The sequence below is a fragment of the Pseudomonas sp. COR18 genome, from assembly GCF_048568395.1.
Taxonomy (GTDB): Bacteria; Pseudomonadota; Gammaproteobacteria; order Pseudomonadales; family Pseudomonadaceae; genus Aquipseudomonas; species Aquipseudomonas fuscovaginae_B.
In genome coordinates, this window is record NZ_CP183808.1 from 5,128,314 (window position 1) to 5,144,486 (window position 16,173).

The following is a 16,173-nucleotide window of genomic DNA, read 5'->3' on the forward strand; positions in this document are numbered from 1 at the left end:
ACATGTCTCTGCACACGCTGGCCGTCTGGGTGGCACGTGCCTCAGGTCATACGACTCAACCGCTGGGCAGCGGATCTTGGGAGCATTTTTCCCTGTGCGTGTTTTCCAAATCCATAACCGTGACCGGCGCTTGAAAACGGGTGGGTGGCGAAGTCAATACACTTGAGTTTTTGGCATAAGGTCATAGCCATAAATTATGCTCGGCTGGATTAATTATCTCCTCTTGATATAAAGCTTTTTCTGGCTTTTATAGAACTTCGGCTAGCCTATACGTTCCAAGCGCCTCCAAATGGCAAGGTGCGATGGTGGGGCAGTTTCTGTCAACTTTCCTATTGGCAGGTCTGCGGCTTCTGAATGATGTGATTTTCTTGATGGCAATATCATTAATATTGCCAGCGGTGCGCTCTTGGCTTTGAAAGACATAAAATTTCCGTATTTTGGCTTTATGTATTAAAAACAAAGGCTTGCATAGGCATTGATGCCGTAGACTGGCAGGGACGATCATGAAGACTACAGACTCCGCTCTGGCGGATTTCTATGCAAAAAATCCTGATTTTGACCTGGAGAACTTTGATTTTATTGCTCAAGACAGTGCCAGGCTTCGTAACAAACGAAATAAGGCAAAGTCGCTTCCTCTCAAGATCGAAAAAGCCTTGCGTGCTTATCAACGATTACTTCGTTTAAGTGGTAGTCAAAACGTCGCGCAGTGGCTTTGCACTCAGGGTTTTACCAGCGCTCATCATATTGCCGCAGTGCCCAGGTCAGCCTTCATCGCTCAAGTCGCCAGTCATCTGGGTGATGAGTTTTCCGCGCAACTCCATGAGCGTGCCAGTCATGTCAAACACCAGGTCACCCATGTGTGGGCCAATCTGGTGGCTTCCCGGCCGCAATCGGCCACGACCCGTTCTCGCGCCAGTACGGTGACCGAAGACACCCTCGCAGAACTGCAGGCTTTGCCCAGTTATGCCGCAATGTTCGGTAACCAGAACTTCTGCACCTGCGAAGACTGCAAGTCGATCTTTGGTCCCGCCGCCTACTATGTCGACATCATGCGCATCACTGATGCCTACGTGAGCCAGGTCAACAAGGCGACCATTCCTGCGGCCTACCAGTTGGCAGTGCGGCGCAACGATCTGTTCACCTTGCCGTTGAGCTGCGCCACGACCAACGATACCTTGGCCTACCTGGCCATCGCCAACCAGGTACTCAACGACAAGTTGCTGGTAGAGACCAAACAGGCGGACATTCCCTGGTTGCTGGCGACTACCACGTACCCCTTCAACACCCCCTTCAATCCACGCCTTATGCAGGTCAATCTGACCTTGCAAGCCATGGACCTGAGTCTGGCGGCCTTGTACGCAAGCACCAGCGACTTTCCCTCGGCGGATCCTCATGCCTTGGCATTGGCCTTGATGGGGGTGTCCCAGGAGCAGGCCGCATTTGTCGGTTCTCCTCTGGTCACCGACGCCCAATTGAAAGTGGCCTGGGGTTTGCGAAGCAACAAGAGCCTGGACAGCTTGTCGGAACTGGCGGTTTTTTCAAAACGCTCCGGTTTGTCCCGTGCTGATGTCGTCGAACTCACGCGCCAGGGCATGACCCCTGCCGAACTGGGGGTGGGTTTGGCTCATACCCTGTGGTTCAACCGCACGCTGCCGGCCGGAGAGTCAGTACAGATCCATTTGGGGGATGACAGCCCGGACACGTTGAGCAACCTCACGTCGGCGACCCAGGATGCGCTCAACCGCTACATCCGACTGGCGCGTTGGAGTGGCCTGGGATTCACCGATCTGGGTTATGGCCTACGCAGTCTCGACCTGGAGCTGCTCGATGCTTTCACTCTCGACACCCTGGCCATGGCCCGTGGTGTGGTGCAAAGCCTGGGATGGACATGGGCACAGGCTTCGGCCCTGTGGGCAGACATGCCGACCACTGGGTCGGGTGGAGCGGCTGGAACCGCTTCACTGTTCGATCAGGTCTGGAACAATCCTGCCGTGTTGGCCAGCGATGGGCGTGCCTACCATCCTCTGTATTCGGACAACCCGCTGTATCAGGACCCTGTTGCGACGTGGGATGTGGCCGCCGGCACGACGACCCTGAGCGGTTTCGATGTCGCGCGCCTGCGGGCGGGGTTAAGGGTCAGTTCGCCTGACTTGCAAGCGCTGGCAGCCATCGCCTTCCCGGGCACCGATAAGGTGGCATTGAGCGTCGGGAATCTGTCGACCCTCTATCGCCTGGCCTCCTTGGCACAAGTCATGGGCCTGGGCGTTGATGAGTTACAGGCCACTGCTGCCTGGGCCGAGGTTGATGTGACCACGCCCATTGCACCGCAGGCCGTTGCACGCTGGCTATTGATCCCCGGCTGGCTGGAGCAATGCCACCTGAGCGTGAACCAGGTCCAGGCTTTCCTCGATCCGTCTCTCCCCGAAGTGGCCGATGACATCAGCCAGATCAGTCACGAAGCGATGCTGTCCATTTGGACTCAGGCCCAAGGCAGCCTGTTTACCGCAGGTGCCCTGACGGGTACCACCATCGATACCGAACGGGCAGCCGAGATGTACGAGGCCATCCTGAGTCTGAGCAAGCCGGTTGCCGTGGAGGTGGGTGACGCCTACCGTGCTCATGTGCCCAATGCACCAGAATTGGACATGGCCCTGGTACCACTGCCGGTCACTGCCGCCGAGCTGGCGAGCCTGGGCTTCAGTGCTGAAGAAACCCAGGTGGTGGTGCAAACGCTCAACCGTTTCCATCTGAGCCAGGGTCAGGTGCTCAACACCGGCTTGGCGACGCTGGCCGGGGTAACGGCCGAATTGATTGGCGCGCTGGGAGCGATGGTTTCGGCGCAACCGGGCCGCATAGCCTGGATTACCTGCCTGCTGACGCCCAGTGCTGACGGTGATAGTACCTGGAAGCTCAGCCGCCAGGCACTCCAGGACATGGTCCGGCTGTTGTTGGTCTGCCAGGCGCTGCCGCTGGAGGTTCCGGTGATCACGGCGATGGTCGACCGGCCGCTGGTGTTCGGCCTCAAGCTGGAGGCGTTGTTCAGCCTCGACACCCTGCAGGCCATGAGCATCTACCTGCAAAGCCGGCAACGCCTGGGACTGACCGACGCCAGCTACCTGGCGTACCTCTCGATACCGGCGGACACCACCTGTACCGGGGGGCAGAAGGCCGCGGCGCTCTGCGTGCTGACGGGTTGGTCCCAGCAGGATCTGTGTGGTGTGCTGAGTGCGCTCAAGGCGACCGACCTGCTGTATGACTACACGGCCGGGTTGTGGCGACTGGCGACGATCTTTTCGCTGCTGCAACGAGCCGGCTTTGGCGCAACCGCCTACCAGTCCTTGCTGGACAGTCGCCAATGGGCGTTGAGCGGCAGCGATGGCGCCAAGCACTGGCAAGCCTGGGAGCAACTGGTCAATGCCGTCGACGGGGCGGCGGCAGCGCATTTCAAACTGGCCTGGGCTGAGATCAGTCCAGGTATCCAGGCCCAGTTACTGGAGGCCCGGCGGGATGTGCTGGTGCCCAGCCTTCTGTGGTACTACGAGGTCAGTCAGCCGCAGATCGTCAGTGTCAATGACCTGTCCGGCTACCTGCTGATCGACGTGCAGATGGGCGGCAGCAATCAGACCTCCCGGGTGGTGTTGGCCATGGCCTCGGTGCAGATGTACCTCAACCGGGTGCGCGCCAATATGGAGCCGGGGATTGCTCAGTTGCCGATTCCCGAAGTGTGGTGGCAATGGCTGACCACCTACCGTATGTGGGAGGCCAATCGTCGGGTATTTCTCTATCCGGAGAACTACCTTGACCCCACTCTGCGTTCCTCGCGCACCTCACTGTTCCTGCAGTTGGAGTCGGACCTGCTGCAGACCAACATCACCCCGCCACGGGTAGAGGAGGTCTATCGAAACTACGTGCAGGGCCTGGAACGCTATGCCTCATTGCAGTTCGTCGATGCCTTCCGTGGCACCATCAGCGACCCACGCCGTGGCGAGATCGACACGCTGTACGTGTTTGCCCGTAGCGCCACCGAGCCTTATGCCTACTACTGGGCCAAGCAGGAGCATGAAGCCAACTGGTCTGAGTGGACCGCCATCGATGTCACGATCAAGTCGCCTTACGTCACTCCGGTGTACGCGTTTGGCCGGCTGTTCGTGTTCTGGGTGGAAACCAGCGTGGTCTCCAGTACGGCGATTGAAACACCGAGCGCAGGCAATACGCATTCGAGCAACAGCGTGGTCTACAAGGCGGCCATCCGCTACAGCTTCATGGATGCCAACGGTACCTGGATAGGCGATCAGACCCTGGCTGCCGAACAGGTGATCTTTGCCACGCCGAGCGACGTTCACCTGAGCTCCCAGTCGGGTTACGAGTTGTTCAACATCAACAGCCTGTTCTGGCAGAAGTGCAACGTACTGCTGTTCGCCGGCACCGCCCCCATCGGTCCGGAAAACGATGTGCGTATCGATGAAAAGATCGCCGTGCTGTATGGCCCGTTTCTGGAAAACAGCTCCAATGGCACGCCGATCGATATTCCGACGGTCCCTCCCTTGAGCGGGCAGGTCAACCCTGCGGTTACGCAATTCGAGATGGACGTTTACCGCCGTAGCCGGATCGTCAACCAGGCCATCGGTTCAGGATTTCGCGGCGTGATCGGCTTGCGTGAGCCCCTGCTGCTCAACCGAGAGCTGCTCAAGGACTACCTGTTCCAGCGTACCGAGTTTCTCAACCTGGCAGACAACTATTCCACCGGTGTGCCGCCCACCGTGCAGCCGCTGTACGACTACGCGATGAACCGCCTTTACGTGCGTCCGACCCTCAATCTGTTTCGCAGCAACTACTACGGCGATTGGAACAACACCATCGAAACCGCGTTGTTACGCAGGCCGATGACTGCGGCCTGGATTGCCTTTCGCGGTCTCAATGCTGTCGGTGCACAGCAACTGATCAATGATCTGCTCGGTGCCGGCTATCTCAAGAACGGGAGTGGTGCCGGCAAGTACGTGGTGCTGCCCGGGTTCAACAACAACGCTGACTTCCGCTTCCTGTTTGACGGTGATGAGGGGCGAGACGTGCAGATCATCCGGCAGTGGGCCAAGCATTGCCTGTTGCAGGCGAGCATCGAGCAGCGTGAAGTGCAGGTCGCCACCTTCCTGATGACGGAACTGAGCCTGGGGGCCGGTGAGCAGGCGCTGAAGGATCTGCGCGCCGCGGGGATACTGGACGCTGAGGACTACGTGCGCCCCAGTTTCAACTCGGCCACCGATTTGTCGCAGATTCTGGATGGCGCGCCGGATCATGCCTCTGTGGAGTTCGTGATTCGCCTTGAGCTGTTTGCCGCCATGGGCGACACGGTCCTGTTTGCCAGGTTGTCGAACCGCCAGTGTTCAACCTTCGTCATCAAGAACCAGCCATCGCATTTTGTCGGCAACGTCAACAGCGAGAGCTTCCTGGTGACGCCGGACACCTCCCGCTCACCGCCGCTCAACGACAGGTCCCGGGCGATAGGGCTGACGACCACGCAATCGGTGACCAAGCTCTCGTTTGTCGGCAGTCACATCACCCCTAAAGAGTCCGAGGAGGTGTTTGCGCTGTTGGTGCAGCACAAGGTGATCGACAGTAATGGACGCTTGCCTGAGCCCTTTCAGAGCACCGACGACCTCAGTTACCTGTTCCCGGCGGAGCCGGCCCCCAGCCGGCAGATCAAGACTGCCCAGGTGCGGGTTGTGTTGGTGGATCTGCCGACCATGACCCTGGTGTCCTACTACGCCGAAGATGACGAAATCATCATCACCGCCCAATCGTTTTTCCGCATGGGGATCTCCCAGAGCCAGGCCAAGCAGGTGTTCGACACGTTGGTGGCGCGTCGGGTGATTGGCCCGCAAGGCTACATCTCCTCACGGTATGACCCCGTGCGTGACCTCGTCGATCTGTTCCCTGGGGAGCCTGCGAGCAAGGCGGCGCTGCTGACAGCGGAAGTGGCGCTGATCATGAACCGGTATTACGACAACACGTGGCGCCGCGACGCGCACGACCTGTACTACCGCTTCACCCGGATGACCACGGGCGCCGTGCCCAAGTTGTCGGCCGCGTTGCAGCAGGGTGGGGTGCCGGCGCTATTGAGCCTGCACCAGCAGCAGGCCCCGATCCTGGCGACTACGCCGTTCAGCAGCTATGCGCCCGGCGAGCGAGTGCGTCCTCCAGCACTGAGTGACGCTACCCAGGTGGATTTCAATGGCGTTTACGGCCTGTATTACTGGGAGCTGTTTTTCTTCACGCCGCGGCTGATTGCCGATGCCCTGTTCCAGGCCGGTGACTTCCAGGGGGCACTGGGTTGGCTGCAGTACATCTTCAATCCCAGTGAACGCCTGACCTCGCTGTCCCCCGCCGACTTCCAGACGCCCGACATCTCTGCCGCCCAGGCCAATGAGGCTTTCAACCTGCTCAAGAATCATGGGGTGATTACCGATCAGAACCAGGTTTCCACGGACTACACCAATAGGACCGGACTGGACTACCTGTTTCCCGACGTGGACGACCCGGTGTTGCGTACCCGGATGATCGAGCAGGTACGCGCGGTGCTGTTCAATCACCAGACGGCCAGCCTGGCCGGGCAGTTCTGGCGCTTCCAGCCCTTTCGCAATCACACCCAGCAGTCGATGGTGCAGACTCTCACCAGCCCGGTGCAGATCGCCGTCTACAACAGCGATCCCTACGATCCCTATGCCATTGCCCAACTGCGTATCGGTGCCTTCGAGCGGGCGACGTTCTGCAGCTATATCGACCTGTTGGTGGCCTGGGGCGACAGCTTCTTCCAGCGCAAGACCCGTGAGTACCTCAACGCGGCCTACCTGCTGTATGTCATGGCCAGCGACTTGCTCGGACAGCGCCCGGAAAGTGTTGGACCGTGTACCGATCAACTGCCGGTGACCTTCAATCAGATCCTGGAACGCTATGGCAACGATCCCGATGCCATCCCTCAGTTCCTGCTGGACATGGAGAATCTACTGGCGGTTCGTGGCACGGCACCGACGAGTGCTCTCTCGATGGCGGGCGGTGCCTTCAATGAGATCGATGCGCTGTTTTGCGTGCCACAGAACGAAATGCTCCTGGCGCGCTGGGACGCGGTCGAAGACCGGCTATACAAGATCCGCAACAACCTCGACCTTGATGGCAACCCCTTGTTGCTACCGTTGTTCGCCGCGCCTATCGATCCGATGGCGCTGGTGCGGGCCGCCGCAGCCAACGGCTCTGGAGGCGGTTTTGCCGAACTGGCCGTGCGTGAGCCCACTGCGCAGACGTTGCGCTTCAGCACGCTGCTCACGAACGCCCGCTCGGTGGTGGGCGACCTGCAGGTGCTCGGTGGTGAGTTGGAGCAGGCCTTGAGTGGACAGAGCAGCGAAGCCTTGATGCTGCTGCAGTCGACTCACGAGCAACAACTGCTCAGCGCGCAGTTGCTGTCCTTCGAGCAACGCGTCAAGGGCGCCCAGGCCACCTTGGATGCGGTGCAGGCCACGCGGGCCATGACCGTGCAGCGCAAGCAGTATTACGACGACTTGGTGAGCGATGGCATGATCGCGGCGGAGATTCTGTCCATCACGTTGGGTATTGCCTCCCGGGTCTGCGGGTTCGTCGCCATCGGGTTCGAAACCGGTGCAGCCATCGCGGCACTGACGCCCCAGGTGGGCTCACCGTTTGCCATGACCTATGGTGGCTTGCAGATCGAGGGCAGTTTGCACCGCACCTCGGGGATGTGGCGTCAGACCGCCGAGGTGATGGATACCGCCAAGGACCTGAGTGATGCCATTGGCCAATACCAGCGCCTGAAAGCCGGTTGGCAGCAGGAGGCTACCCAGGCCGGCCTGGAACTGACACAGATCGACCAGCAGATTCTCAATGCCCGCGCCGACCTGGCCAGCAGCAAGGCCGATTATGCGTCCTACCAGATCAACCTGAAAAACACTCAGGCGCAGCAAGCGTTCCTGCAGAGCAAGTTCGACAATCCGGACTACTACGCCTGGCGTGTCAGCCGGGCGACCGCGTTGTACTACCAGACCTACCAGTTGGCGCTGCAATCGGTGAACGCCGCGCAGAGCGCCCTGCAGTGGGCCTTGGGTGACACCACCGCTTACCTGACCTCCGACCCATGGGACCCGGCGCGGCGAGGTCTGATGGCCGGTGCCAGCCTGAACCTGGTGCTCGATCGCATGGACTATGCGTTCTCGCAAAAGGACGTGCTGCACCAGGAAATCACCTGCAACGTGTACCTCTCGCAACTCAACCCGGCGCAACTGATTCGTCTACGCGCTGAAGGGGTGGCGGATTTCTCCCTGACCGAAGCGCTGTTCGACTTTGACTTCCCCAGTCATTACTGCCGCCGAATCAAGGCCATCAGCGTTGCGTTGCTGGGGGAGGAGGGGGCCTTGCCGGTCAATGTACACGCCAACATCACCCAGACCGCCAACAAGATTCTGCGCGAGCCGACCGCCAAGGGGCTGCAGTACATGCTTGATGGCACAGGCAACCCGGGAGGCGATGTATGGGTGGACTGGCGTGCCAACCAGAGCGTATCGCTCAGTCGTAGCGAAGCCGATGAGGGAGCCTTTGTCGAGTACTACATGGACGGCGAGAAACTGCAGCGTTTTGAAGGGACGGGTGCGGTTTCCAACTGGCATTACCAGTTGCCCAAGAATACCAACCAGTTTGATTTCTCGCAGATCGAGGACGTGCAGTTGAAGCTGCGCTACACCGCCACCGATGGGGGCAAGACCTGGCGCGACAAGGTCGAGAAGGCCTTGATCGGCCAGACCTACAGCACGGCGCTGATGATCAGTCTGGCGTCCGCCCAGCCTGAGGCCTGGACGGCGTTTCTCGAGGACACCAGCGACCCGCTGCGTCAGACCCTGACCTTCGATGTTCCGGCCGAGATCTTCCCGCCTAACACCACCGGTTTAGTGGTGGAGAAGGCCTATCTGGCCCTGGTGGTCGCCAGTGGCATCACGCTGCCGGCCAGTTCCAGCTTCCTCAGGCTGAGGGCCGGTCAACAACCCGAACAACCGGTCACCACCGTGGGGCTGGCCGGACAAGTGGCTTACACGAAAGTCCCCCTCAAGCAGATCGCGGGGGTATGGAAGGTGTTGTTCGATCTGCAAACGATGAAGTCCAACCCCGCACTGGCCGTCTTGCTCAATAGCAAAGGCCGTGTCAACGGCGAGGCCTTGCTCAACCTCTTCGTGTCGGTGCAGTTCACTGCCACGGTCTTCAAATGAGCAGGCACGTCGTCACTACCTGAAAGGAGATCAAGGTGGCCGATCAATGCAAGCAAAGCCTGGAACCCGGTCAGTCGCTGTGCTCGGTAACTCACTGTGAGAGTTACCGTGAGTCCTCGACCATGGCCCGTTGGTGTAAATGCAAGACCTGGGACGGCAAGCCCATGCCTGATTGCACCCCCATGGGCGGCAACTTCCCGGTGGAAACCTACAACTGCTACAACAAGGTGACCAAGGAACGCAGGAATATCACCCAGGGCGCGTGTCAGGACCTGCGTGACGCGAACCGGGACTGGTCCTGGGAACCCTGTTACTGCTGTTGTTCGTGTTTCGCCTGGGGAACACGGATCACCGTGGCGCCAGACACCTATCGGATCGTTCAGACCATTGGCCTGGGCGATCCGGTGCTGACCACTCGGGTCGAGGTGGTCGGCGGTAAACCCCAGCTCACGTGGGTCAGTCGGGCCGTGACCTTCTCCGATGGCATGGCCCCGGCGCCTCATCAGCCGGCAGTACTCCTGCAATATGGGGATCAAGGCGAGTTGGCGGTCACCCTTGACCAGCCGATGCTGCTGGCCAACGGGATGCTCAAGGCTGCCGACCGGCTGACCACCGACGACCAGTTGGTGGACCGTGAGGGCAGGCCGGTGCCGCTGCACGCGGTCATACTGGGCAAGTACACCATCGGTTTTCATTCCCTGACCACCCAGGACTTCGGCCAGGATGTGAGCGCCGAGTGGTTCCTGGAAGCCAATGGAGTGATCGCTGGCGACCACATGGTCCTGGCCATGCAGGACGATGACACCGTGGCTGCGCGCTTCGTCAAGGACCACCACGATCTGCCGCGCCTGGGTTCCAAGGCCTACGCCGAGGGGCGCAAGGATTGTTCGGGTAATGCATTGCTGACCCGGCAGGCTCGGGAAATTGCCAACGAAGCCTTCCTCTCCATGGATGAGCTGATCAATGGCACGTCCCCGGTACCCTATGGTTCAACGCCCTACATTACCCAGAAACAGGCGGCCAACGTCGCCGTCAATGGCACCTACCGCAGCATGGGGCAGACGTTTCTGGTGCATGACTTCGAGTACCTGGCCAAGGTCTTCAACGCCTTCTTTCCGAAGATCAACTTCTACCTGGCCTGGGAGGATACCCACCCCAACATGTTTGCCTTTCAGGCCTATGGGCAGAGCACGGTCTACGTTTCCGGGCAACTGCTACGTCTGGAGGGCATGTTCAAGCAGGGCCTGGCATTCTTGATGGCCCAGGGCGTGGCGCGTTTCGAGTCGGCCTCCTACACCAATGACTCCGGTTTGGTGTGCACGGGGTTGGCGGATTACTTCGGTGCCAACCAGATTTTGCAGACCGTGTTCTACGGCAGTTATGGCACCTGGGTGAACCCTGGGTTCGAACAGATCAAGAAGCTGTTTGCCTTGATCGACGAAGCCAACCTCATCGGTCATGAGATGTGCTCGACACCGTCGATTCCTTGCCGATTGGAAAGCATCGAGGCGGCCATTATCGGGATGCCACTGCCGGCTTGCGCCGGTGGACCGGTGCCTTACTCGCTCAAGCTCGAGAGTGCCAAGTGGACCACCCGCGAGGGGGCGACAGCCGTCGAAGCCAGTTTCAGCCATCGACTCGACCTGATTGCCGCCAAAGACGTTGCGAACTACCGCCTGACCCACCAGCACGGTGCGCCTGAAGGGAACGTACAGATTCCGCTGGCGCTGGTGCAGCTCGATATCAACGATCCGTCGCGGCTCTGGATCATCGTTGATGGACACGTCAGTGGTAAGGACCCGGTAACCCTGACCGTTCGCGATCTGTATGCCGATAACGGATCGACCTTGGATCCCGAGGCCTCCAGTGTAACGGTGGGTGGGAAACCATGACTGCACTGTCATTGGACCTGACCCAATCCGAAAGCCAGATGTGTGCCGAGCTGGGTCAAGCGTTGGGCCTGCCGGAGCCGGTCAGTACGACGGTGCTGCAGGCCGCCTTGGCGAGTGATAGCTACGCCCGCAGCCTGCTGGCCAGCCGACGTACGCCGCAGATGCTGCAGATGTTGTTGGCATCACCGCCCAGGCGCACGTCGCTCAAGGACGAGCACAGCACGGTCGAGCTGCTCCAGCGTGGCAGCCGGTCATTGCTGACTTGGGCCAAGACGGGATTTTCCACCACCGATCCGGTGGAGCGTGAGGCGCGCTCCGAGGCTTGCCTGCAATGCCCCCATCGACGAGCACCGGGTGCCAATCTGTTGCAGGCCACCCGTTCAGAGTTGGGGGTGTGCGGGCTGTGCGGTTGCCCATTGTCGCGCAAGGTTTCGATGCTGTCCGAGACCTGCCCGGGCGAATCGACCGATAGCCCCGGCATAAACCGCTGGGGGCAGGTCATGAACGTGAATGAACAACTGCACTAACACAAGAGAAAAGGAGTTGTCATGAATACATCACAGTCACAATCAGGCATATTTTCAGCAACCGGAATCGCCGGTCTGTTGAGCGGCGACATCCTCAATCAGCACTACCCGCAAAGCCTGCAGGCTGCAGCCAGTGGCCAAGGCGGCGGTGGTGCTGGCGGCGGAGCCGGATCAGGCGGCGGCGCGAGCGGCCAGGGCAATACCCAGGCCAAGACGTGTAAACCTACTCGCAATCCCTGCTGCAAGCCTCCAGAAGATGCCGTGGCACAGGATGCCCAGGGCGTGGATGCACCGGCTGGGACCCAGGCCAAGACCTGCAAGCCTACTCGCAATCCCTGCTGCAAGCCGCCGGCTGACGCCGTGGCACAGGACACCCAGGGCGTGGACGCACCGGCTGGGACCCAGGCCAAGACCTGCAAGCCCACTCGCAATCCCTGCTGCAAACCACCTGGAGAAACGGCAGCACCAGGGACCAAGGGGGTGGATGCACCCGCCGGCACACAGGCCAAGACGTGCAAGCCGACACGCAATCCCTGCTGCAGGGCCAGCGAGGAGTTGGTGAACGATACGGCTGCGGTACAGGGCACCCAGGCCAAAACTTGCAAGCCTACCCGCAACCCTTGCTGCAAAGGGGTCGAAGACGGCGGTGGCGAAGGCGTCCAGGGCACGCAGACCAAGACGTGCAAACCCACCCGCAATCCGTGCTGCAAAGAGGCCTGATTTCGATCAACACCCTTGACCACGGAGCCGCGTAACGCGGCTTCGTGGTTTTTCTGTCCGAGGGCGAGCAATGATTCTGACCCGGCACAACACGGTTTTTTTTCTGATCAATAAGGGGCTGCTCGATATCGGCAGCTTGCTTGAGCAAACCATCGCCATTCGCAGTCACAGCCAGCGCAACCGCGGCTTCAGCGTCACCTGGCCGAATGGCCAGGGCTACTACGTCAAACAGCATCGACCCGATGCGGGCCCTTGGGAAAAACGCTCCAGCGTCGCTCATGAAGCACAGGTGTTGTCGCGTCTGAACGAGCAGGACGAACTGCGCGACTGCGTCCCAACCCTGCGTGACTACGACCCCCACCGCCAAGCCTTGGTCGTGGATTGGAGGGTGGGCGCTCAGGGTGTTCATGACGTGGCCGTATCCGCCGAAGGCCCCGATCCACTGGTCGCCAACCACCTGGGTCAGGCACTGGCCAGGCTGCACAAGGGGTTGGCTGGTATCGCCTGTGACGACTTGCCGGGACAGGTGCCTTGGGTGATTCGCCTGGATCGCCTGTATCCGTTTGCCGGTGAGGATCAGAGTTGGGGTCAGGCACGCCTGGTGGCGTTGGTCCAATCTCAGGAGGTGTGCATGGCGGCGTTGGGCGAGTTGGCCGACACCTGGCCCCGGACGCAATTGATCCACGGTGACATGAAATGGCAGAACTGTTTGTTGCACGATCAGCAGTGCGTGTTCATCGATTGGGAACTGGCGGACCGAGGCGACCCCTTGTGGGACTTGGCCGGTTTGTTTCAGTCCTGGCTCAAGCACTGGATCGACCAGCAACAACCGATGGCCAGCGCAGGCGCTGCGGCTGCGCACGCGGCCCAGGATTTCAAGCCCTATCAGCAGGTGCTCGCTGAGGTATGGCACCGCTACCGTGTCATCCAACAGGCTAGCGCCGAACGCCTCATGGCGCTGTGTGGTGCCCGCTTGCTGCAAACCCTGTACGAAGACCTTGCGGATGAGCCGGACCTGGGCGCCACTCATATCCTGCTGCTGCAACTGGCGCGCAATCTGCTGGTAGCCCCGCAGCAAGCGGCACAACAATGGCTGGAGGCGGCATGAGCGCATTGAATGATACGTCGCAACCCTGGTGGCTTTGCCTGCGCGGGGCACTGGAAACCTTGCATTGCGATGCCGAGGGTACGCTGTGCATGGATGGCCAGTCTTTTCGGCACGATCCCCTGGCCCTGAGCGCAGGTGATCGCAGTTATCATGACGATCCTCGGGTCGTGCGCCTGCAGCAGTATCTGTACCGCCACTACTACACGGGACTGATTCGTGACCCGCACCCACAACCTGCCTGGTATCCGCCGTCGAGCCCTCGATATGATTCTGCTTGGCAGGTGCTGGAACAACTGGGGGATGGCGCGTTGGCGGTACAGCACGGCACGGTGATGCGCCGTGTCGAACCGGGGGAGTATCTGTTCGAGGGAGCACCGGCCCGTGCGACACGCGGACGCTCGGTCAGCGTCCTGCGATCGGCCTGGACCACCGAACTGGATCCGGCCTTTGTCTACCTGTTCGGCCATGCGGCGGCCGATGCCTACAGCGAAGATTGTTTGGTGCGTTACTACCTTGCGCCGGAACCTGCGCAATTGGCGGAGGTGGTTCAGACGCTCAGCAACGCATTGAACCAGGCCTGCCTGCCTTACATCCTCAAGTACCCATGTGATACCTCTCAGTGGCTGCGTCACGATACCGTGGTGCTGTATATCGCCGCACGCCAAGCCCATCAGGTGCACAGCCTGCTGGGGCGTCAGGGGCAGTGGTTACGTCAGCGCTTGCGCGGGCAAGTGCCGCTTTGGGCTCAACCTCTGATGCCAGGACTGGGATTTGCCCAGGATCCAACCGATGGCCAGAGTTTTGGTGAAAGCCGTTGCCGTGCCTTGGCTCTGGGTCTGGCGGATGCTGTTTCCTCGGCTGACGCGATGGATGCCATTCGCCGGCAGTTCGAGGCCCAAGGTATTGATTGGCAGCAGCCACACCTGGAGATCGACCCGGATGACCGTTTCGGCCTGCGCCAACTGGCCTTTAGTGAGGGGCATGATGCGTCAGGAGCCGTTGGCGAGTCACCGTCCGATTGCCTTCAGGAGGCGACCCGCATTGGGCAGTACCTGTGTGCCGAGGCCTTGTGGTTGGGAGATCGGTGTACCTGGATCACGGACGATGCCGACGACCGTAACGGCCCCTTGTCGGCTTTTGCCCGTACCATGAACGCCAGCTGGTATGACGGAACCCTTGGCGTCGCGGCCTTCCTGAGCTTATTGGCGGAGCAGGGCGCAACAGGGGCTTTCGGTGAAACGGCCTGTGGTGCCTTGCGCCATGCCCTGCACCACCCCGCAACCAGCCTGCTGAGTCTTTATGAGGGACGTCTGGGCAATGTGACCCAGGGGTTGTGGTTGGCGCACCGCCTGAACAATGATGCGTTGATAGAGGGGTATCTGAACGCTGCCGCCGAGCTCTTGCCGCAGTTGGATGATTTGCCAGGGGGCGACCAGCCGGTTGATCTCATGCATGGGTTGGCGGGTGCCATTCTGGGGTTGCTCTCTTTGGCCAGGCAGGCACCCTCCCTGGCCCAGCAGAGTTTGGCGAGCGCCCAGGCTCTGGGGCGACGCCTGCTGAGCCAGGCCCACGTCACCGTGTACGGTTGGCATTGGCCGGAGCATGGCGGGCCCTTGGGATTGTGTGGCTTGTCCCATGGCAATGCGGGGATCGCCTTGGCGTTTGCCCAACTGGCCCAGCAGAGTCCTGAACCTTGCTGGCTCGAGGCGCTGGAACAGACCGTGGCCTATGAGGCTCACTGGTTTGTGCCCGAGCAGGACAACTGGCCCTATCTGTTTGCCGAAGACGCTCAATGCCTGGATGACCGCCCGACCCATTGCGGTATGGCCTGGTGTCATGGTGCGCCAGGCATTGCGTTGTCACGCCTGGCGCTGTGGCAAATGACGGGTCGAGAGGAACACCGGGATGTCGCTCGCCGGGCTTTGCAACGGGTCCATCTGGACCTGTGCGACAGCTCCCCCCAGGCTGGTAGCAGCTACACCTTGTGCCACGGCCCGGCAGGTAATGCTGACATTCTCCTGACGGGAGCCGCGATACTGGGAGAGTCCACCTGGGTCGATTGCGCCCGGCAAGTCGCTCAACGCGCAATGGCCGAAGAGGGCGGACAATGGCGCAGCGGTCTGGGCGTTAGCCACAGCCATTCCTTGGGGCTGATGCTGGGCTTGGCCGGTACCGGGTACTTTCTGTTGCGTTGCGTGCCAGGTGCCTCGGTACCGGGATTACTGCTGCCTTTGGGACATGCAGCCAGTGTGTAATTCGGCAAGCATGGCCCTGACATAGATTCAGAGGACGCAACTTTAGCCCTAGGGCGAGCTCAATTCGCGGGGAAACTCATGGCGAATGAAATTCACTGGAATTGGCAGGCACAAGCGCTCGGGATTTTCTGGAAAATTTCACTCAAGGGAAAAGGATGCGCCTGGTCGGTCGCTGAATGGTGCAACACTGTGGACGCTGCACAGCACCTATCGCAAACCCCGATACCAGGTAGCGCAAAACACGCCCCTTCAAGACGCGGCCTGCCGGTATAACTCCCCCATGCGCTACCGACGTCTGGATCTCAACCTGCTGGTCGCCCTGGATGTGCTGCTCGAAGAGCGCAGTTTCGAGTAGCGGATCGATGTCCGATCTCGCTGCTGGGAAACTATTGAAGGCTACAGACGCAT

Annotated in this window: 7 protein-coding genes; all 7 read left to right on the forward strand. The window is 60.4% G+C overall.

The window, feature by feature from the left end:
• The first annotated feature begins 503 nt into the window (after positions 1–503).
• The 7 genes from ACM62G_RS23680 (at position 504) to ACM62G_RS23710 (ending at position 16,120) form a co-directional block, all read left to right on the forward strand.
• Positions 504–9,263, forward strand: a complete 8,760-nt coding sequence (locus tag ACM62G_RS23680; protein WP_419735719.1) for a neuraminidase-like domain-containing protein — start codon at positions 504–506, stop codon at positions 9,261–9,263.
• 164 nt (positions 9,264–9,427) lie between these two features.
• On the forward strand, positions 9,428–11,155 hold the full coding sequence (locus ACM62G_RS23685; protein ID WP_419735720.1) for a hypothetical protein: 1,728 nt from the start codon (positions 9,428–9,430) through the stop codon (positions 11,153–11,155).
• Positions 11,152–11,682, forward strand: coding sequence for a hypothetical protein (locus ACM62G_RS23690; RefSeq protein WP_152974400.1), 531 nt, complete (start codon positions 11,152–11,154; stop codon positions 11,680–11,682). Before ACM62G_RS23685 ends, ACM62G_RS23690 begins: the two co-directional genes overlap by 4 nt.
• A 21-nt stretch (positions 11,683–11,703) precedes the next feature.
• Positions 11,704–12,402 carry a hypothetical protein gene (locus tag ACM62G_RS23695; protein WP_419735721.1) on the forward strand — a complete coding sequence of 233 codons (699 nt, stop codon included), beginning with the start codon at positions 11,704–11,706 and terminating at the stop codon, positions 12,400–12,402.
• A 70-nt stretch (positions 12,403–12,472) separates the two neighbouring features.
• Complete coding sequence (locus ACM62G_RS23700) at positions 12,473–13,510, forward strand: phosphotransferase family protein (protein ID WP_419735722.1); 1,038 nt, start codon at positions 12,473–12,475, stop codon at positions 13,508–13,510.
• Positions 13,507–15,765, forward strand: a complete 2,259-nt coding sequence (locus tag ACM62G_RS23705) for a lanthionine synthetase LanC family protein (protein WP_419735723.1) — start codon at positions 13,507–13,509, stop codon at positions 15,763–15,765. The genes ACM62G_RS23700 and ACM62G_RS23705 overlap by 4 nt, the downstream gene beginning before the upstream one ends.
• A gap of 85 nt (positions 15,766–15,850) precedes the next feature.
• Positions 15,851–16,120 (forward strand): hypothetical protein, encoded by a 270-nt coding sequence (locus ACM62G_RS23710; protein WP_419735724.1) that lies wholly within the window; start codon positions 15,851–15,853, stop codon positions 16,118–16,120.
• Positions 16,121–16,173: the final 53 nt, after the last annotated feature.